Source organism: Burkholderia sp. PvR073, from assembly GCF_054055695.1.
On record NZ_JBSRXO010000002.1, the window covers coordinates 43,674 to 61,738 of the forward strand.

19 protein-coding genes are annotated in these 18,065 nt (G+C 67.7%); 6 read left to right on the forward strand and 13 right to left on the reverse strand.

Features of this window, described 5'->3' with window-relative positions; translation table 11 throughout:
* Window positions 1-78 precede the first annotated feature (78 nt).
* The 3 genes from ACVK00_RS07325 to ACVK00_RS07335 all read right to left on the reverse strand — a co-directional run bounded on the left by ACVK00_RS07325 (window position 79) and on the right by ACVK00_RS07335 (window position 2,093).
* Entirely contained in the window at window positions 79-1,227 is a 1,149-nt protein-coding gene (locus tag ACVK00_RS07325; RefSeq protein ID WP_284895803.1) for a WD40/YVTN/BNR-like repeat-containing protein, read from the reverse strand.
* Between the two features lie 56 nt (window positions 1,228-1,283).
* Entirely contained in the window at window positions 1,284-1,553 is a 270-nt protein-coding gene (locus tag ACVK00_RS07330; RefSeq protein WP_006749905.1) for a MoaD/ThiS family protein, read from the reverse strand.
* A gap of 141 nt (window positions 1,554-1,694) precedes the next feature.
* Window positions 1,695-2,093 carry a nuclear transport factor 2 family protein gene (locus tag ACVK00_RS07335; RefSeq protein WP_284895801.1) on the reverse strand — a complete coding sequence of 133 codons (399 nt, stop codon included), beginning with the start codon at window positions 2,091-2,093 and terminating at the stop codon, window positions 1,695-1,697.
* Window positions 2,094-2,171: 78 nt separating this feature from the next.
* On the opposite strand from ACVK00_RS07335, the gene ACVK00_RS07340 reads away from it, so the two are divergent.
* Window positions 2,172-3,113 (forward strand): LysR substrate-binding domain-containing protein, encoded by a 942-nt coding sequence (locus ACVK00_RS07340; protein ID WP_284895799.1) that lies wholly within the window; start codon window positions 2,172-2,174, stop codon window positions 3,111-3,113.
* A 28-nt stretch (window positions 3,114-3,141) separates the two neighbouring features.
* Here the strand turns inward: ACVK00_RS07340 and ACVK00_RS07345 are convergent, their stop codons facing one another.
* Entirely contained in the window at window positions 3,142-3,831 is a 690-nt protein-coding gene (locus ACVK00_RS07345; RefSeq protein ID WP_228908355.1) for an aspartyl/asparaginyl beta-hydroxylase domain-containing protein, read from the reverse strand.
* Between the two features lie 205 nt (window positions 3,832-4,036).
* On the opposite strand from ACVK00_RS07345, the gene ACVK00_RS07350 reads away from it, so the two are divergent.
* Both ACVK00_RS07350 and ACVK00_RS07355 read left to right on the forward strand, forming a co-directional pair.
* On the forward strand, window positions 4,037-4,381 hold the full coding sequence (locus tag ACVK00_RS07350) for a DUF4148 domain-containing protein (RefSeq protein WP_284895797.1): 345 nt from the start codon (window positions 4,037-4,039) through the stop codon (window positions 4,379-4,381).
* Between the two features lie 71 nt (window positions 4,382-4,452).
* Window positions 4,453-4,731 carry a DUF4148 domain-containing protein gene (locus ACVK00_RS07355; RefSeq protein WP_228908353.1) on the forward strand — a complete coding sequence of 93 codons (279 nt, stop codon included), beginning with the start codon at window positions 4,453-4,455 and terminating at the stop codon, window positions 4,729-4,731.
* A 209-nt stretch (window positions 4,732-4,940) separates the two neighbouring features.
* On the opposite strand, the gene ACVK00_RS07360 is transcribed toward ACVK00_RS07355, so the two are convergent.
* Complete coding sequence (locus ACVK00_RS07360; protein WP_284895795.1) at window positions 4,941-5,468, reverse strand: cytochrome b; 528 nt, start codon at window positions 5,466-5,468, stop codon at window positions 4,941-4,943.
* A 410-nt stretch (window positions 5,469-5,878) separates the two neighbouring features.
* Here ACVK00_RS07360 and hpnI point away from each other — a divergent pair, with 410 nt between their 5' ends.
* Together hpnI and ACVK00_RS07370 are read left to right on the forward strand one after the other, a co-directional pair.
* Window positions 5,879-7,048: a bacteriohopanetetrol glucosamine biosynthesis glycosyltransferase HpnI gene (gene hpnI, locus ACVK00_RS07365; RefSeq protein WP_284895793.1), complete on the forward strand. Its 1,170-nt coding sequence runs from the start codon at window positions 5,879-5,881 to the stop codon at window positions 7,046-7,048.
* Entirely contained in the window at window positions 7,045-8,133 is a 1,089-nt protein-coding gene (locus ACVK00_RS07370) for a lysylphosphatidylglycerol synthase domain-containing protein (protein WP_228908350.1), read from the forward strand. The genes hpnI and ACVK00_RS07370 overlap by 4 nt, the downstream gene beginning before the upstream one ends.
* A 75-nt stretch (window positions 8,134-8,208) precedes the next feature.
* Here ACVK00_RS07370 and denD read toward each other — a convergent pair whose 3' ends face one another.
* The 8 genes from denD to ACVK00_RS07410 form a co-directional block, all read right to left on the reverse strand.
* Window positions 8,209-9,180 (reverse strand): D-erythronate dehydrogenase, encoded by a 972-nt coding sequence (gene denD, locus ACVK00_RS07375; RefSeq protein WP_228908349.1) that lies wholly within the window; start codon window positions 9,178-9,180, stop codon window positions 8,209-8,211.
* A gap of 28 nt (window positions 9,181-9,208) precedes the next feature.
* A complete protein-coding gene (otnI, locus tag ACVK00_RS07380) occupies window positions 9,209-9,985 on the reverse strand; it encodes a 2-oxo-tetronate isomerase (RefSeq protein ID WP_354123255.1) in 777 nt (258 codons plus the stop codon).
* Between the two features lie 64 nt (window positions 9,986-10,049).
* Window positions 10,050-11,375, reverse strand: a complete 1,326-nt coding sequence (locus ACVK00_RS07385; RefSeq protein ID WP_284895788.1) for an MFS transporter — start codon at window positions 11,373-11,375, stop codon at window positions 10,050-10,052.
* A gap of 137 nt (window positions 11,376-11,512) precedes the next feature.
* Window positions 11,513-12,151 (reverse strand): 3-oxo-tetronate 4-phosphate decarboxylase, encoded by a 639-nt coding sequence (otnC, locus tag ACVK00_RS07390; protein WP_175726642.1) that lies wholly within the window; start codon window positions 12,149-12,151, stop codon window positions 11,513-11,515.
* A complete protein-coding gene (gene otnK, locus ACVK00_RS07395) occupies window positions 12,151-13,449 on the reverse strand; it encodes a 3-oxo-tetronate kinase (protein ID WP_354123256.1) in 1,299 nt (432 codons plus the stop codon). The genes otnC and otnK overlap by 1 nt, the downstream gene beginning before the upstream one ends.
* Before the next feature lie 19 nt (window positions 13,450-13,468).
* Entirely contained in the window at window positions 13,469-14,359 is an 891-nt protein-coding gene (gene ltnD / locus ACVK00_RS07400; RefSeq protein WP_284895784.1) for an L-threonate dehydrogenase, read from the reverse strand.
* Between the two features lie 70 nt (window positions 14,360-14,429).
* Window positions 14,430-15,134, reverse strand: a complete 705-nt coding sequence (locus tag ACVK00_RS07405; protein ID WP_284895782.1) for a FadR/GntR family transcriptional regulator — start codon at window positions 15,132-15,134, stop codon at window positions 14,430-14,432.
* 203 nt (window positions 15,135-15,337) lie between these two features.
* Entirely contained in the window at window positions 15,338-16,405 is a 1,068-nt protein-coding gene (locus ACVK00_RS07410; protein WP_284895780.1) for a GlxA family transcriptional regulator, read from the reverse strand.
* Between the two features lie 262 nt (window positions 16,406-16,667).
* Here ACVK00_RS07410 and ACVK00_RS07415 point away from each other — a divergent pair, with 262 nt between their 5' ends.
* Window positions 16,668-18,053, forward strand: a complete 1,386-nt coding sequence (locus ACVK00_RS07415; RefSeq protein ID WP_228908342.1) for an L-serine ammonia-lyase — start codon at window positions 16,668-16,670, stop codon at window positions 18,051-18,053.
* Window positions 18,054-18,065 lie beyond the last annotated feature (12 nt).

An 18,065-nucleotide genomic window follows, 5' to 3' on the forward strand; every position in this document is an offset into this window, starting at 1 on the left:
GCCGGCATCGAGGCAGTGTCGTCTCGATGCCGGCCGCGAGATGAGCGATTCCGCGGCTCGGCCGGTTCAGCCGCGTCGCTATCCGAAGCGCACGCAATACACCGGCGGCAAATGCGCGGATATCTGCCGCCAGTTCTCGCCGCCGTCACCGGAGGTCCATAACCCGCCCGTCGTCGACGCCATCGCGAGGCGCGTGCCGGAATCGTCCACCGCGAGCCCGTGCCGATACACGAGGTCGTAGGCCGGTGCAGGCGGCAACCCGTTCGACAGGCTTTCGAAACTGCGGCCGCCGTCGCGCGTGCGCGTGACGACGAACCGGCCGTTCACCGGAATCCGGCACGCATCCTTCACGGCCGGGACGAACCACGCGGTGTCAGGATCCGCCGGATGCACGGCGACCGCGAAGCCGAAGCTCGACGGCTGCGCTTCGATGCGCTGCCAGTGCGCGGCGCCGTCGGTCGAGCGGAAGATCGCGCAATGATGCTGGGTCCACAGCACATCGGGACTGGCCGCGCACTGGACGACGCGATGCGGGTCCTGCACGTTGGGCTCGCCGCGCCGCTCGGGCGGCATGTAATCGGCTTCCATGCCGTCGGCGCTGACGCGCCAGCTCGCGCCGCCATCGAAGGTCTGCCACACGCCGCCGCACGAGATGCCGATCGTCACGTGCCGGCTGTCGCGCGGATCGACCATCACAGAATGGATACCCGGCGCGTCATAGCCGCCGCCGAACCATTCGGGGCGCTCCGGGCAGTCCCACAGTGCGCGGTTGAGCACCCACGAATCGCCGCCGTCGCCGGAGCGGAACAGTCCGCCCGGTATCGTGCCGGCCCACAGTACGCCCGGCTCGTCGGCGCCGCCGGCTTCGAGCGACCAGATCTGCTGAAGCGTCCACGGCGGCCGGGGCGGGGCGGGCGCTTCGTCGTCCGCATTGCCGGCGCCGGTTTGTGCGCCGACGTTGGCGCGCGGCGCGTCGGCGGGCTGCGGCGGATACACGGGAACCGCGCATTCTTCCCATTCGGCCGCACCGGCGCGCCGGCGATGCAGCTTGACGCCGAAATGGCCGAGGTTGAGCGCCGCATACAGCGTGCCGTCGCGCGGATCGGCTAGCGCCATGCTGACCGGTTCGCCGATGAAGTGCGGCTCGCCGAGCGACCAGCCGCCGTTGCCGTCGGCTTGCAGCACGAACAGGCCCTTGCGGGTCGCGACGAGCAGTCGATCGTTCATGTCGGATGTCTCCTGTGGGCGCGCTCGGGCGCTTGCTTGGATGACGATGCGTCCCTTTACCCGCCGGACAACGCCTGCACGACATAGACGCGGCTCGCGTCGCCGAGCGCGTCGGACAGGTGTTGCCGGTCGCGCACCGGCTGGCCGTCGATGAATACCGACAGATGCTTTCTCAGCGCACCCTGGTCGTCGACGATGTAGCCGCGCAGCCGCGGCTGTTCGCCGAAGACGGTTTCAAGCGCTTCGCCGAGCGTCCGTGCGTCGATGTCGCGCTCGGGCGTGTCGATATGCCGCTGGATCGACGCCGCGAAGAAGAGGTGGGCCATGGCAGGGGCTGGCAGGAGCCGCGCAGGGGGGACGGTCTGTAGTTTAGGCGATCGATCGGGCCGGCAGTGACCTCGCTGTGCGGCCGGCGGCGATGTCGCCGTTGCTGCGCCGCGCCATGGTCGGTGCGCGCGCTTGCCCGGTTACGCGTACTTGTCGCCGACCGTGCTTCGGATCGGATGCGTGTCGTAGACGATGATCATGCGCTCGATGCTCGCATCGTCGTCGAATTCGAATACGTCGACGCATTCGAACTGCACCGCGGAGCCGTCTTTCAGTCCCCAGTCGTAGGTGAAATAGCCGGTGGCCCGACGCGCGCCCGTCGCGCTGACGCAGATGTCGATCGGCGTGATCCGGCTTTGACCAGATGCCGCCGCGACTTTTTCGAAGAAGGGCTGCGGCGCCATCCAGCCGAGAAACGGCGAGAATATCCGCGCGTCGGGCGTGAACAATGCACAGATCGCGGCGACGTCGCCGCGCTCGAGTGTCTTCAGGTAGGTATCGACCTGTCGCGTGTAAAGTGCGTCGGACGACGAAACCATGATATTTCTCCGCTGATTGTTGACGAGCCTTCCGCGACAGCCGTCGCGATCCGGTGCAACCACGATAGCGATGCCGCGATGACCGAACAAACGAAAAATCCGCAACCCGGGCATGCCGCCCGCGCATACCCGCTGGCGGATCTGACGCGCGCGCTGCCGCCGCTGACGGCGTTCCAGGCGTTTGTCGCCGCCGCCGAACTGGGCAGCTTCAACCGGGCCGCCGAGCATCTGTGCCGGACCCAGGGCGCGGTGAGCCGGCAGGTGCAGCAACTGGAAGCGCACTACCGATGTGCGTTGTTCGTCCGTCATCCGTCGGGATTGACGTTGACCACGGAAGGCGGCGCGTTGCTGGCGGTGGCCGTCGACGTCCTCGCGCAACTGGCGCGACACGCTCACGCCCATGCGCATGCCGGGTCGGCACTGACGTTGCGGCTGCCTTCCACGTTCGCGATTCGCTGGCTGCTGCCGCGGCTGTCGGCGCTCAATCACGCGCTGCCGCGGACCGAATTGCGCATTCACACGTCGGCGGACGACACACCGGATTTCACCGACGCCGATTTCGATGTGATCGTCGTGCGCGGCATCGGCAGCTGGGCAGGCATGGTGGCGGTCCCGCTATTCGACGAATACCTGACGCCGATGTGTACGCGCGATGTCGGCGCGTCGCTGCGGTCGATCGCCGATCTCGCGCATGTGACGCTGCTGCATCCCGCGCGCAATCGCGACGAATGGCGATGCTGGCTCGCCGCCGTGGGCGCCACGCAGATCGACCCGGGCAGCGGGCTGGTATTCGATACGCTCGAACTGACACTGACGGCCGCGGCCCAGGCGCACGGCGTCGCGATCGGCGATCCGCGCATGGCGGCGGATCGGCTGGCGGCCGGAACGCTGGTCGCACCGTTTTCGGAGGTGGTGCGCAACGGTCTGGGCTACTACCTTGTCTACCCGGTGCAACGCGCCGCGCAACCCGCGATTCAGGCGCTCACGGAGGTCCTGACGCGTCTTGCGCGCGAGGATTGATCGCAACGGGCGTGCGCCGGGTGTCTTGCTAAACCGGAATCGACTGCCCGCGTATCCGGATCCCGAGCCGCACGATGCCGATCACCGCATTCGACAGCCACGTCAGCAAGCGCGGCATGCCGCGCCGGCGGATATCGAGCAGCAGCACGATCCGGACTTCGTCGCTGTCGTTCCACACTTCATGCACGAACGTGTCGTCCCACAGCAGGAAGCGGCCTTCGTCGAGCCGGTATTCATGGCCGTCGACCTTCAGCACGGCGGCCGGCGTGCCGTCCGCGCGCTTCGGCATCGACAGCACCAGATAGCCGCGCAGGATGCCGCGGAACGGCCCGCGGTGCGGCGGGATGTGCTTGGCCGGCGCGAGGAACGACAGCGACGCGGACAGCACGTCCGGCGACGCCGCGAGGATCGATTCGACGGTCGGGCAGCGCGACAGGTTGCGCGGGAATGGCTGGCCGTAAGCCTGCATGATGAACATCCGCCAGTCGCGTGCATCGTTGGCCGAGATGTCGTGCTGCTCGCGCATGATCTCGTGAAAGCGCGGGATGCGCGGCAGGTCGCGCGCGACGTCGAGCGCTTCCGCGCGGATGGCCGGCCACGCGCGGATGAAGCGCTCGGCATCGGGGAACGCGGCCGTGTCGAGCACCGCGCCACTATCGATATGGCGGTCGTACAGCGTGCGAAGCAGGCCGGCTGCATAGTCGTAAGCAACGGACATGATCGAGGACCGATCCACAAGGTGTCGACAGTCTGCCCCACGTTGCGGTGGGGCTGCATTACGTCAGGTTACGCCGGCTGACGAAAGAATGACAGTTCGGTGAACGTCCGGCGCAAGCGGTTCGGGATTCCGGGAATAAACGCGCACCGGGCGTCGTCATACGGGATGTAGCACGTCGTCTCGTTGACTTCCGAAGGAGTGGAGCATGAACACGCATTGGCTGGTGGCCGCCACGGTGGCGGCGATTTCCGTCGCGAGTGTCGCGACGCCCGCGTCGGCCCAGGAACTGACGCGCGCGCAGGTCAGGCAGGAGCTGATCGACGCCGAAAACAACGGGTTGCGATTCGTGACCGACACGTCGTATCCGGCGGTGAGCCCGCTGTTCCAGCAGCAGGCCGAACAGATGCCGCAACATCGGGCCGAGACCGCGGTCGGTAGCGATCCGGCGGCGGCTTCCGATGCGGGAAGGCCGGCGGCCCTGCCGTCCCGTCCGCGTCCGGCCGCGTGCGTGGGGCCCGAGAGCTTCTGCACGCCGTATTTCGGCAGCTGACCTGAAGGCCCGCTGCGCCGGGTTCGACTTTCACCACGCTTGATCGGCACGAAACATCGAAGGAGTTCATGATGAAAACTTGTATCGCACTACTGATGATGATCGGCGCACTTTCCGGTCAGTCCGCATTCGCGCAATCGAATGCGCCACTCACGCGCGCACAGGTTCGCGAGGAGCTGATGCGTCTGGAAGCGGCGGGTTACGACCCGTCGAAGGGCGACGACGGCGAATATCCCGCGGACATTCAGGCCGCGCAGGCGAAGCTTGCCGAGCAGGATCACGCGAGGATGGCGGCTTCGGCCGCCGCGGATGCGCCAGCCTCCGTCATGCCGGCGCAGATCGACAACTAGGAGTCGACATGTACATGTGTATCTCCAGGCCGTCGTGTTCGCGTGATGGCAATACGCATGCCGTTCGCGGCACGCGACCTGATCGAACTGCACGCACGGCCATGCCGTCGATTGCGCGCCGCTTCGCGCGGCGCCGCGATCATCTCGTCACCCGCTTCCGATGGGCGCGCGGGTCGATCGCGGAATGAGCCAGGACGTGAGTGACGAGATTACCAGGGCATCATCCGTTGCATGACCCGGTCGCGCAGGATGAAACGATGCGCGATCGCGGCTGCGACGTGAAGGCAAACGCCACCGAACAGCACCCACGCGAGGATGCCGTGCACGTCGCCCATCGCGTGCCCGAATCCCGACCCGGCTGCCGACAGTGCCGGCAACGGCACGATGCCGAACAGCGTCACGGCCCACGCGCGCGATGACGCATTGATCCAGCCGAGCAACGGCACCGCGATCAGCAGCGCATAGAGCGCGACATGCGTTGCGCCGGACAACGCACGCATCGTGGGCGACAGTTCGTCGGCGGGCGGACGATGCGTCGCGCGCCAGAGCACGCGACAAGCCATCGCGGCGAGCAGCGCGGTGCCCACGATCAGGTGCGCGGCGATCAGCCCGATCGGGCGTGTGTCGCGATGCACGTCGGGCATCGTCCAGCCGATCGCGTACTGCGCGACGAGAAGCGCGACGATGAGCCAGTGAAGAACGCGGGCGACTGCGTCATATCGGGCGGGCGTGGGCATGAAGGCTCCTGGCAAGCGGGGTGGCGGTATCTTCCGGCGGATTCTACGGCCGAATCCTTAACGAAACTTTAAGCACGCGGCCGCACATCGAATATGTCCGGTCGATCGAGCGATGGCGCGCCCGTTTGCCGATCGCCGCGCGGGCCCCGATGTTGTACCCGAAGCATTTTTCACCACGATGACGTTTCCTACGTGGGGCATCGTCGCGACTGCGATCCTGTCGGATCGTAAGGTTGCCGCCGCTGTATTTGCCGAATGGTAGTCGTGTCATCTGATTGCGCGTACCTTCTGTTGGTCATCCTTCACATCCGGCTCGATCGCAACCGATCCGGCTGCGTGCGTGGATGAAAATCGTGCGCGCGGGGCCAATACCGGCACTGCGGTCGCACGGAAAACCTCGGGAGAGAGGCATGGAGTTGTTGCAGGTGGTGCACGCGCTGGCCCGGGCGATATCGCTCGTTTGCGGGTTGGGCGTGCTGCTGGGCATTGCCTACACGATCGCGGCCAGCGTGCTGGTCGGCCGGTTCTTCTCCCGCGCGGCGGCGGTGCCGCGCGATTTTCCGGGTGTCACCGTCGCGAAGCCGTTGCACGGCGACGAATGGCATCTTGGTCAGCATCTCGAAAGCTTCTTCGTCCAGAATTATCCGGGGCCGGTTCAGCACCTGTTCGGCGTGCATGACGCGGGCGACGCCGCGCTCGAAGCCGTCGAGGCGCTGCGCGCGCGCTATCCGGATGCCAACATCACGGTCGTCGCCGATGCGCGGCTGTACGGGCCCAACCGCAAGGTCGCCAATCTCGTGAACATGCTCGAACACGCGGAGCATTCGGTGCTCTGCCTTGCCGACAGCGACGTGGTGGTCGAGCGCGACTATTTGCGCGCCATCGTCGGCGCGCTACAGGAGCCGGACGTCGGCATCGTGACGAGCGTGTATCGCGGCGTCGCGTCGCCGGGTTTCTGGCCCGGTGTTGCCGTCGCGATGACGAACTACCATTTCCTGCCAGGGGTGATCACCGGGCTCTTCATCGGTCGCGCGCGTCCGTGCTTCGGCCAGACGATCGCGATCACGCGCGCGACGCTCGAACGCATCGGCGGCCTCACGCGTTTCGCGCATCACCTCGCCGAGGATCACGCGCTGGGCGAAGCGGTGCGGCAGATCGGGGCGCGAGTCGTGGTTCCGCCGTTCGTCGTCGGGCATGCGTGTGTCGACGACACGTTCGCCAACCTGTACGCGCACGAATTGCGCTGGAGTTGCACGATCCGCGCGGCGGACCGGGTCGGTCATGCCGGTTCGGTGCTGATGCATCCGGTGCCGCTCGCACTGCTGGCGCTGCTGCTGTCCGGCGGCACGGCGGTCGCCTGCGCGCTGACGGTGGCCGCGCTGGCCGCGCGGGCGTTGCTGATGGTGAGAACGGCGCGCGCGATCGGCGCGAGCCTGCGCGGCGCGCTCTGGTTGCCGTTCGTCGATCTGGTGCAGTTCCTGATCTTCGTGTCGAGCTTCTTCTCGTCGCATGTCATCTGGCGTGGCACGCGCTTTCGCGTCGACCGCGAGGGTTTGCTGTCGCCGGCGGGGAAACCATGACGCACGACACGCATTCCGACGATGAAGGCGCGGGGCGGCTGCCCACCTATCGCGACGCGCGGCTTCGGCATGCGGGACGCCTCGCTGCACTGGCCGGGCTGGCCATTGCCGTATGGCTGATCTGGCGCGAGCATCCAATGACGGTCCTGCACCGGCTGCAGGCCGCCGGCGCCGGGTTGCTGCTTGCCGCCCTGGTTCACGTGCTGCCGATGCTCGCGAATGCATGGGATTGGCGGATGCTGATCCGCGGCCGGCGCCGACCCTCCTTCGCGACGATGCTGAAGCTCGTCTGGATTCGCGAATCGATCAACGGGCTGTTGCCGGTCGCGCGGATCGGCGGCGAGCTTGTGTCGTTCAGCTTGCTGCGGCAGGCGGGTGTGCGGCCGGCGACCATCGTGGCGAGCCTCGTCGCCGACATGCAGTTGACGCTGATCAGCCAGCTGGTGTTCGCGCTGGTCGCGATCGGCTACGTGCTCGACCAGGGCTCGTCCGATGCCGCGCGGGTGGCCGCGCAACTCGCCATCGGGATGGCGGCGATGGTGCCGGTGCTGCTGCTGTTCGCACTGGTGCAGCATGCGCGGCCGTTCGAGCGGGCGATGCGCGCGCTCAACCGCATCACGAGCGGGAAGGTGGTGGCGCTGGTCGGCGAATCGGCGCGCACCGATCAGTCCATCCGGATGATCTGGCGCAGGACCGGCATCGTCGTGCGCTATCTCACGATCTGGCAGACGCTGCAGTTTGCGGGGCATGCGCTGGAAATCTGGGTCGCGCTGCGCTTCCTCGGCGCCGATCCGACGTTCGCGCAAGCGCTCGCGATCGAGGCGCTGATTCAGCTGCTGAGCAGCATCGCGTTCATGATGCCGGCCGGGCTGGGCGTGCAGGAAGGCGGGTTCGTGCTGATCGGCGGGCTGCTCGGCTTCGACGCGCCGACCTGCCTGGCGCTGGCCGGCGCGCGGCGCGTGCGCGATCTGCTGTTCTATCTGCCGGGTTTGCTGGCGTGGCAGCACGCGGCCGGCGCGGCGCGCCCGCCGGAGGGGGCGAAGCGCGCATCGATGCGCGTCGGGGAATCCGCCAGGCCGCGCTGATGAGGCCCGACGGTGCCTGCCGCGCGGGCGTCGGCGGCGCTTGTGTGGCCGCTTGCCCGCTCGGCGGCGTGGCCGTCAACGCCGTTCGTCGGCGATATGGCTGCGGATCACGTCCGCGAACGACGTGTCACCCTTCAGCCCGAGCGCTTCCGCGCGCGTCGTGTCCCAGCGGCCCGGCCAGCTGCCGACGATCTTCTCGACGCGTTCGTCCGGCGCATGGCGGATCAGCTTCACGACGTCGTCGCCCGCGACTTCGCGCAGCGCCGCGATCATCTCGTCGACCGACACCGACAGGCCGGGCAGGTTGATCACGCGCTTGTTGCCGAGCTTCTCGCTGTCGATTTCACAACCGGCGACGAGCGCTTCGATAGCGCCGCGCGGCGACAGCAGCCACAAGCGCGTCGAACCCGGCACCGGGCACACGCTTTCCTCGCCGTTCAGCGGCTCGCGGATGATGCCGCTCGCGAACGACGACGCGGCCGCGTTCGGGCGGCCCGGCCGCACGCTGATGGTCGGCAGCCGCAGCACGCGGCCGTCGACGAAGCCGCGCCGCGCGTAGTCGCACAGCAGCAGCTCGGCGATCGCCTTCTCCGCACCGTATGACGATTGCGGATTCAGCGCGGTGTCGTCCTGCACGATGTCGGGCAGCACACCGCCGTAGACGGCCACCGAGCTCGTGAAAACGACGCGCGGACGATGGCCGCGCGCGCGACACACCTCGAGCAGCGTGCGCGACGCGTCGAGGTTGATCCGCATGCCGAGATCGAAATCGGCTTCGGCCTGCCCGCTGACGATCGCCGCGAGGTGGAAGATTGTGCCCGTGCGCGTGTCGATCGCGCTTTCGAGCACCGTGCGATCGGCGATGTCGCCGACGATCGACGTCACGCGCGCGTCGCCGAAATCGCTGCCTTCGACGACGTCGAGCAGCACCAGCTCGTCGATCTTGCTGGTCCGGCCGTCGGGGCCGGTCAGCTCGCCGCGCTCGAGCAGCTTGCGCGCGAGACGCTGGCCGAGAAAGCCGGCGCCGCCGGTGATCAGTACTTTCATGTTCGTTACCCTCTTAGGAATGCTTGAATCACAGGTACGGCTTGAGCCAGCCGAGGCCTTCGGACGTGCCGGCCTTCGGGCGATACTCGCAGCCGATCCAGCCGTCGTAGCCGAGCGCGTCGATCAGCGCGAACAGATACGGGTAGTTGAGCTCGCCGATATCCGGCTCGTGGCGCTCGGGTACGCCGGCGATCTGGATGTGGCCGATGCCCGCGAAATCGCGCTTGAGCTTCATCGCGAGGTCGCCCTCGACGATCTGGCAGTGATAGCAGTCGAACTGCACCTTCAGGTTCGGCGCGCCGACTTCCGCGCAGATCTCGTGCGCATCGTCCTGGCGGCTCAGGAAATAGCCGGGCATGTCGCGCTGGTTGATCGGCTCGATCAGGATCGTGATGCCGCGCGCGAAGGCGGCCTGCGCCGCATGCCGCAGGTTCGCCAGGTAGGTGTCGCGATGGCGCGCGCGATCGGCACCCGGCGCGACCATCCCGGCCATCACGTGCAGCCTCTTGTTGCCGAGCACGCGCGCATAGTCGAGCGCCTGGTCGATGCCGCGCCGGAACTCGTCCTCGCGGCCCGGCAGCGACGCGATCCCGCGCTCGCCGGCGGCCCAGTCGCCGGGCGGCGCGTTGAACAGCGCCTGCTCGAGGTTGTGCGCGTCGAGCCGCGCGCGGATGTCCTCGGCGGCGAAGTCGTACGGGAACAGGTACTCGACGGCCTTGAAGCCGTCGTACGAGGCAGCGGCGAAGCGTTCGAGGAACGCGTGCTCGGTATACATCATCGAGAGGTTGGCGGCGAAGCGTGGCATGGCAGCGGTTCCTGTGAATGAATGGGGCGGGGCGCACGGCGCCCCGCATCGAATGGCGGCAGGCTCAGCGGTTCACGAGTTTCGCGGGCGTGAGCCACACGGCGATCGCACCGATCACGAGCATCGACGCGAGCACGTACATGCCGGACGACGTGCTGTGCGTGGCGTCCTTCAGGTAGCCGATCACGTATGGGCTCGCGAACCCGGCGAGGTTGCCGACCGAGTTGATGATCGCGATCCCGGCGGCAGCGGCGGAGCCGGCGAGGAACGCGGTCGGCAGCGACCAGAACAGCGGTGCGCAGGTCAGCACGCCGCCCGCCGCGAGCGACAGGAACACGATCGACACCGCCGTATTGTGCGAGTACGACGCGGCGACCGCAAACCCGACGGCGCCCATCAGCGCCGGCACGATCAGGTGCCAGCGGCGCTCGCGGTGCTTGTCCGCGCTGTGGCCGAACAGGTTCATCACGACGATCGCGACGACGAACGGAATCGCCGACAGCAGGCCGATCTGCAACGTATCGGTGATGCCGGTCGACTTGACGAGCGTCGGCATCCAGAACGTGAGGCCGTACTGGCCGGTGACGAACGCGAAGTAGATCAGCGACATCCACCACATGCGCGGGTCGGAGAACACGGCCTTCAGCGAATGGCCGTGCTGCTGCTGTTCCTGCGGCTGCGCGGCGATTTCATCCTCGAGCAGCTGCTTCTCGCGCTCGTCGAGCCACTTCGCGCCGCGGATGCTGTTGTCGAGATACAGGATCGTCGCGATGCCGACGAGCACGGCCGGCACGGCCTCGATCATGAACATCCACTGCCAGCCGTGAAAGCCGGAGCCGCCGTGAAAGCGTTCCATGATCCAGCCCGACAGCGGGTTGCCGAAGATGCCCGACACCGGAATCGCCGACATGAACACCGCGATGATCTTCGCGCGGCGATGCGACGGGAACCAGTACGTGAGGTACAGGATCACGCCCGGATAGAAGCCGGCTTCCGCCAGACCGAGGAGAAAGCGCAGCACGTAGAACTGCGTCGGCGTCTTCACGAACGCGAACACGGCCGACAGCAGGCCCCACGTGATCATGATCCGCGCGATCCAGATGCGCGCGCCGATGCGGTGCATCAGCAGGTTGCTCGGCAGCTCGAACAGGAAGTAGCCGAGGAAGAAGATGCCGGCGCCGAGGCCGAACACGGTTTCGCTGAACGCGAGGTCCTGCGACATCTGCAGCTTCGCGAAGCCGACGTTCACGCGGTCGAGATACGCGACCACGTAGCAGAGCATCAGGAACGGCACGATGCGCCAGAACACTTTCTTGTAGGTGCGGTCGAGCTCGGCCGATTGGGCGGGCGCGGCGGGCGAGCGGCTTGCGGCCGCGTCGAGAGCAGTCATCGTCGTCTCCATCGATATCGTGTGCCGGCGGCGCGTACGCCGCCGGATTCTGTGTGTGCTGAGGCAAGGGCCCGCGCACACGGCGGGCAGGGGAATCGGTACGTGGTTCGCGCGTGGTCCGTGCGCGACGCGTCGCGCTACCAGCGCGCGCCGAAGGCCTGGCGCAGTTCGTCGAGTGCGGCGTCGGACAGCGGCTCGGGCTTCGGATGCGTCATCAGCCACAGCCGCGCGGTTTCCTCGAGTTCCTCGAGCGCATACGACGCGTGCGACACCGACTGCCCCCACATCACCGGGCCGAGGCGCTCGAGCAGCACGCCGCGCACCTGGTCGGCGAGCGCCGCGACTTCGGCCGCGACGGCCGGGTCGCCGGGGCGGCGATAGCGGATCAGCGGAATGTGGCCGACCTTCATCACGTAGTACGGCGTGATCGGCGGCAGCACGTCGGTGTCGCGCCATACTCCCGCGAGCGTCAGCGCGACGAGGTGCGTCGAATGCGTGTGGACGATGCCGTTGGCTTCCGTGTTGCGCGCGTAGATCCCGCGATGCAGCGTGAGCGTCTTCGACGGCTTGCCGCCCGATAGCGGCTGGCCGTCGAGGCCGACCTTCGCGATGTCGTTCGGGTCGAGCCGGCCGAGGCACGCATCGGTCGGCGTGATCAGCCAGCCGTCGGCAAGCCGCGCGCTGATGTTGCCGGCGCTGCCGACCGCATGGCCGCGCGCATACAGGCTCGCGCCGACGACGCAGATCTCTTCGCGCAGTTTCGCTTCGTCGCGCATCATGCGGCTCCGTCGAGGGCGCGCAGCGCCTTGTCGAAAAAGTCCACCGTGCCGAAGTTGCCGGACTTCAGCGCGAGGCCGAGCGACTGCGCGTCGATGGTGGCGGTGGCCGGCACGCCGGGGTCGATCTGTGCGCCGATCTGCAGCGACTTCACGTCGAGCGCCTGCACGACCGCGCCGGACGTCTCGCCGCCGGCGACGACGAACTTGCGCACGCGGAGCTCGCGCAGGCCGCGGGCGATCGCCGCAAGCGTGCTTTCGACGAGATGGCCGGCCGCTTCGACGCCGAGTGCCTGCTGGACGGCCTTCACTTCGTCGGGCGTCGTGGTCGCATAAATCAGCACCGGTTGCGGCAGGTGCGAGCGTGCGAATGCGAGTGCGTCGTCGACGACGGGTTCGCCGCGCGATGCCGCGAGCGGATCGATCCGGAAGCTCGGACGGCTTTCGCGCCACGCGGCGACCTGCGCGTTGGTCGCCTTCGACGCGCTGCCGGCGAGCACGGCCGACAACCCGTCGATGCGCGGCAGCGAGGCCGCGTTGTCGCGCTCGGGCAGCAGCCCCGCGCGGCGGAAATTCTCCGGCAGACCGAGCGCGACGCCCGAGCCGCCCGTGACGAGCGGCAGGTTCGCGCACGCTTCGCCGAGCACGTGGAGGTCGTGGTCCGACAGTGCGTCGGCGATCGCGAAGCGCGTGCCGTCCGCGCGCAGCGCGTCGATGCGCGCACGCACGGCGGCCGCGCCCTGCGCGATCGTGTCGTAGCGGATCAGGCCGACCTTCGACGTCGTCTGCCGCTGCAGCACGCGCACGAGGTTCGCGTCCTTCATCGGCGTGAGCGGGTGGTGCTCCATGCCCGATTCGTTCAGCGGCACGTCGCCGACGAACAGGTGGCCGCGGAAGATCGTGCGGCCGTTCTCGGGGAACGCCGGGCACGCGATCGCGAAGCCGCCGCCGGCCGCATCGAGCAGCGCGTCGGCGACGGGCCCGATGTTGCCCGCGTCGGTCGAGTCGAACGTCGAGCAGTACTTGAAGAAGAATTGTCGGCAGCCCTGCGCGTGCAGCCATTCGTAAGCAGCGAGCGATTGCGCGACGGCGTCGGCGGCGGGAATCGTGCGCGACTTCAGCGCGACGACGATCGCATCGGCGTCGACCATGGTGTCGACTGCGGCGCCGTCGGCGGGCACGCCGATCGTCTGCACGGTACGCATGCCGCTCTTGACGAGCATGTTCGCGAGATCGGTCGCGCCGGTGAAATCGTCGGCGATGCAGCCGAGCAGGGGACGGGAAGCGGAAGCGGTCATGGCAGGAGCGTCGTTCGAATCAGCGGGCGGGCGGCAGCGTGATGCCGGGGAAAGTCTTGATCACGGCGGAATCGTCCTCGCCGCCGTGGCCGGCACTCGACGCGCTCATGAACATCTGGTGCGCGGTGGCCGACAGCGGCAGCGGGAACTTGCTGCGGCGCGCGGTATCGAGCACGAGGCCGAGATCCTTCACGAAGATGTCGACGGCCGACAGCGGCGTGTAGTCGCCGTTCAGGATGTGCGGCACGCGGTTCTCGAACATCCACGAATTGCCGGCGCTGTGCGTGATCACGTCGTACAGCGCATCGGCGTCGACGCCTTCGCGCAGGCCGAGCGCCATCGCCTCGGCGGCCGCCGCGATATGCACGCCGGCCAGCAGCTGGTTGATGATCTTCACCTTCGAGCCGATGCCGTGCGCGTCGCCGAGGCGATACACCTTGCCGGCCATCGCGGCGAGCACGTCGTCGCAGCCCGCATACGCCGCGGCGGGGCCCGACGTCATCATCGTCATCTCGCCCGACGCCGCGCGCGCGGCGCCGCCGGACACCGGGGCGTCGAGCATCTGCAGGCCCGCGGCCTCGATGCGCGCGCCGAGCGCCACCGCGAAGTCGGGCGCGACGGTCGCGCTCGCGATCACGACGCCGCCCGGCTTCATCGCCGCGACCGCGCCGTGCTCGCCGAACAGCACCGTTTCAGTCTGCGCGGCATTGACGACGAGCGTGACGACCACGTCGCACTGCGCGCCGAGTTGGGCTGGGCTCGCGCAGGCCACGCCGCCTTCGGCTGCGAACGCCTGCAACACGGTGTCGCGCACGTCGCAGGCGTGCACGCGGAACCCCGCGCGCAGCAGCGAGCGGGCGACGCCGAGGCCCATCGCGCCGAGGCCGATGACTCCAATATTTCGTGACATGGTCAACCTTGATCGATTCGGGAAGAGGTTCGGGACGGTGGCGGCGCCCGGTCGGGCACCGCCGCCGGCTTCAGCAGATGCCGGCTTCCGCGAGACGGCGGGCGGCGTTGTACATGTGCGTGCGCGCCGCATTGCGCGCCGCCATCGGGTCGCGCGCGCGGATCGCGTCGGCGATCGCCGCGTGTTCCTCGCGCACCTGCCGCGAGAAATCCTCGCGCGTCGCTTCGTTGCGCCGCGTGACCTTCACGCCAGCCTCGAGGTACTGGTTCAGGAACTGCAGCGTCTTCAGGAAATACGGGTTGCCGGTGACGGCCGCGATCGTGCGGTGGAACGCGACGTCTTCCGCGACGCCGTCGCGCCCTTCGGCCGCCGCATCGTCGATCTTGCGCAGCGCGTCGTCGATGTCGGCCATGTCGTCGGCGGTGTGGTGCAGCGCGGCTTCGGCCGCGACTTCAGCCTCGATCGCGCGGCGCACCGCGAGCAGGTGCGGCAGCGAGCTGGCCTCGACGGCTTCCGCGTAGTCGATCCGCAGCGGCCGGATCGCGCCGTGCTGGTTCACGTACACGCCGCTGCCCTGGCGCGGCTCGACCACGCCTTCGTTCTTCAGCCGCGAAATCGCCTCGCGGATCACAGTGCGGCTCACGCCGAATTCCTGCGCAAGCACGGCTTCCGTCGGCAACTTGCCGGTGGCCGAGAAACTGCCGGCTTCGATCTGCTTGAGCAGCTGCTGCGCGACGTGGTCGCTCATCGCACGGGCGGGAATTTTCTCGAACATGGCGCTCTAGCTTGTAAGGTGATGTGGTCATCATACAAATTTGGAAGAGCGTCAGCATCCGGAATAACCCCAATCAACGCGGCAGAACGTCGGTCAAGTTGATTGGAACCGGTTCCAATTTGGCGGGAACGTGCGGCGATCGTGCGTGGTTCGACGCGCGGTCGGAGGAGGAAAGGGAGCGCGCCGGGGACGGCACGCGATCGTCAGTCGGCGATGTCTTCGACAGGATCGGCCGCGGCCGGCACGGCGACTTCCGCGACCTCTCCGCCGCGCTCGCGATAGGTTGCCGGCGGCACGCCGAACTGCTTGCGGAACTCACGCCCGAGGTGCGACGCGTCGGCGAACCCGCAGCTCGACGCGATATCGGCGACGGTGCGGTCGGAGCTGGTCAGCAGCCACGCGGCCGTGCGCAGCCGCACCTGCTTCGCGAACGCCTGCGGGCTCCTGCCCGTCTCGGCCTTGAACAGCCGCTCGAGCTGGCGCGTCGACATGTCGAGCTTGCACGCGAGTTCCTCGAGCGGCAGCGAGCGCCCGACATGCTGTTCCATCAGAAGAATCGCGCGCTTGACCTTCGGGTGCGTGGCCGGCTCGAGGCCCGGCGGATGCGGCTGCGGCGCATTGCCTTTCTGCATCTCGCCGACGAGCAGGATGCGCAGCGCCTTCTGCACGGTCGCGTGATCGAAATGGCGCAGGAGGATCGCGGCGGCGACGTCGATCGACGCGCGGCCGCCCGAGCAGGTGATGCGGCGCTGGTCGATCACGAACAGGCGGTCGGCGATCAGCAGGTCGGGATCGGCGCTCGGGAAGCGCTCGATGAAATCCCAGTAGTGGAACCAGCTCACGCAGGTGCGATAGCCGTCGAGCACCTTCGCGCGCATCAGCGTAAATACGCCCGTGCAGATCCCGACGACCGTCGCGCCGCCCGCTGCCGAGCGGCGGATGAACTCGAGCGTTTCGGGGCCGGCTTGCGGCCCCGAGTGCAGCAGCCCGCCGACCACGACCACGTAGTCGAATGGTTCGGCCCCATCGAAGGTTTCCCACGGCGTGATCTGGATCCCGCAACTCGCGCGCACCGGCGCCAGCGTTTCGCCGATCACGCTCCACGCGCAGCGCACGGGCTTGCTGTAGTCGCCGTCGTCGGCCGACAGCCGCAGCATGTCGACGAAACCCGAGAAGGCCGTGAGCGTGAAGTTCGGCAGCAGCACGATGCCGAAGCGGATGCGCTGCGGCGCCGGTTCGGCGAAGGGGGAAGCGGGTACGTCGGGTGTCATCGCGGTCAATCTCGTCACGCCGGAAAGGCAGGTCTCACTCGTTTCACTCGGTTTGCGGGGTACGTCTGCCGGGCGGGGCAGGCGCCGGCCGACTTGTGCTTTTGCGTCGCGAACCATCGCCAAAACGCACTTTCCGGCCGTCCTGCGCGGGGCTTGGCGGCGCTATCCCACGCCGATGCCGTTTTTGTTCTATCGGCCAATTTTACGCTTTGATGTACTGATGCCAACGACATTTCACGTACGCCCACCCAGAGGAAGCCAGATGAACGTCAGCGCGTTCGACCTGTTCAAGATCGGCATCGGCCCGTCCAGTTCGCATACGGTCGGCCCGATGATCGCCGCGTGCCGCTTCGCATCGCACATCGAGGACGCGAACCTGCTCGGCTTCGTGCGCCGCGTGCGGGTCGAACTATACGGCTCGCTCGGTGCAACGGGCAAGGGCCACGGCACCGACAAGGCGGTGCTGCTCGGTCTCGAGGGCCATCTGCCTGACACGATCGATCCGGACCTGATCGAGCCGCGGCTCGCCGGGATCCGCGCGGAGAAGTCGCTGACGCTGCTCGGCAAGCAGACGATCCGCTTCGACGAGAAGGAGAACATCGGCTTCTATCGCAAGCTGATGAGCGGCACGAGCATCGTGCACCCGAACGGGATGCGCTTCCAGGCGTTCGACGAGCACGGCCAGTTGCTCGTCGAGAAAGAGTATTACTCGGTCGGCGGCGGCTTCGTCGTCAATCGCGACGGCGATCGCGTGAACGGCGTGCGCGCGGCGGTCGAAGTGCCGTATCCGTTCCGTACCGGCGACGACCTGATGCGCCAGTGCCGCGAACACGGGCTGTCGATCGCCGAGGTGATGCTGCGCAACGAATGCGCGCTGCGCCCCGAGGACGAAGTGCGCGCCGGGCTGCTCGCGATCTGGCGCACGATGGCTGCATGCGTCGAGCGTGGCTGCAAGGTCGAGGGCGAACTGCCGGGCCCGATGCGCGTGAAGCGCCGTGCGGCCGAACTGAACGGGAACCTGCGGGCGCGTTCGGAGGAGTCGCTGCGCGACCCGCTGTCGATGCTCGACTGGGTCAACCTGTATGCGATGGCCGTCAACGAGGAGAACGCGGCGGGCGGCCGAGTCGTCACCGCGCCCACCAACGGCGCGGCCGGTGTGATTCCCGCGGTGCTGCACTACTACGTGAAATTCGTGCCGGGCTCGAACGAAGCCGGCATCGTCGAATTCCTGCTGACGGCCGCGGCGATCGGGATCATCTACAAGGAAACGGCGTCGATTTCCGGCGCGGAAGTCGGTTGCCAGGGCGAAGTGGGCGTCGCGTGCTCGATGGCCGCGGCCGCGCTTGCCGCGGTGATGGGCGGCACGCCCGACCAGGTCGAGAACGCGGCCGAGATCGGCATGGAACACAACCTCGGCATGACCTGCGACCCGGTCGGCGGGCTCGTGCAGATCCCGTGCATCGAACGCAACGCGATGGGCGCGATCAAGGCGCTGAACGCATCGCGGATGGCGCTCAAGGGTAACGGCCAGCACTACGTCTCGCTTGATTCGGTGATCAAGACGATGCGCGAGACGGGTGCCGACATGAAGACGAAATACAAGGAAACGTCGCGCGGCGGTCTTGCCGTGAACGTCATCGAATGCTAACGAAGGATCACT

Bases quoted from the DNA above. Each gene is read 5' to 3' on its own strand.
- ACVK00_RS07325 (WP_284895803.1), bottom strand. From the start codon at position 1,227: ATGAACGATCGACTGCTCGTCGCGACCCGCAAGGGCCTGTTCGTGCTG.
- ACVK00_RS07330 (WP_006749905.1), bottom strand. From the start codon at position 1,553: ATGGCCCACCTCTTCTTCGCGGCGTCGATCCAGCGGCATATCGACACG.
- ACVK00_RS07335 (WP_284895801.1), bottom strand. From the start codon at position 2,093: ATGGTTTCGTCGTCCGACGCACTTTACACGCGACAGGTCGATACCTAC.
- ACVK00_RS07340 (WP_284895799.1), top strand. From the start codon at position 2,172: ATGACCGAACAAACGAAAAATCCGCAACCCGGGCATGCCGCCCGCGCA.
- ACVK00_RS07345 (WP_228908355.1), bottom strand. From the start codon at position 3,831: ATGTCCGTTGCTTACGACTATGCAGCCGGCCTGCTTCGCACGCTGTAC.
- ACVK00_RS07350 (WP_284895797.1), top strand. From the start codon at position 4,037: ATGAACACGCATTGGCTGGTGGCCGCCACGGTGGCGGCGATTTCCGTC.
- ACVK00_RS07355 (WP_228908353.1), top strand. From the start codon at position 4,453: ATGAAAACTTGTATCGCACTACTGATGATGATCGGCGCACTTTCCGGT.
- ACVK00_RS07360 (WP_284895795.1), bottom strand. From the start codon at position 5,468: ATGCCCACGCCCGCCCGATATGACGCAGTCGCCCGCGTTCTTCACTGG.
- hpnI (WP_284895793.1), top strand. From the start codon at position 5,879: ATGGAGTTGTTGCAGGTGGTGCACGCGCTGGCCCGGGCGATATCGCTC.
- ACVK00_RS07370 (WP_228908350.1), top strand. From the start codon at position 7,045: ATGACGCACGACACGCATTCCGACGATGAAGGCGCGGGGCGGCTGCCC.
- denD (WP_228908349.1), bottom strand. From the start codon at position 9,180: ATGAAAGTACTGATCACCGGCGGCGCCGGCTTTCTCGGCCAGCGTCTC.
- otnI (WP_354123255.1), bottom strand. From the start codon at position 9,985: ATGCCACGCTTCGCCGCCAACCTCTCGATGATGTATACCGAGCACGCG.
- ACVK00_RS07385 (WP_284895788.1), bottom strand. From the start codon at position 11,375: ATGACTGCTCTCGACGCGGCCGCAAGCCGCTCGCCCGCCGCGCCCGCC.
- otnC (WP_175726642.1), bottom strand. From the start codon at position 12,151: ATGCGCGACGAAGCGAAACTGCGCGAAGAGATCTGCGTCGTCGGCGCG.
- otnK (WP_354123256.1), bottom strand. From the start codon at position 13,449: ATGACCGCTTCCGCTTCCCGTCCCCTGCTCGGCTGCATCGCCGACGAT.
- ltnD (WP_284895784.1), bottom strand. From the start codon at position 14,359: ATGTCACGAAATATTGGAGTCATCGGCCTCGGCGCGATGGGCCTCGGC.
- ACVK00_RS07405 (WP_284895782.1), bottom strand. From the start codon at position 15,134: ATGTTCGAGAAAATTCCCGCCCGTGCGATGAGCGACCACGTCGCGCAG.
- ACVK00_RS07410 (WP_284895780.1), bottom strand. From the start codon at position 16,405: ATGACACCCGACGTACCCGCTTCCCCCTTCGCCGAACCGGCGCCGCAG.
- ACVK00_RS07415 (WP_228908342.1), top strand. From the start codon at position 16,668: ATGAACGTCAGCGCGTTCGACCTGTTCAAGATCGGCATCGGCCCGTCC.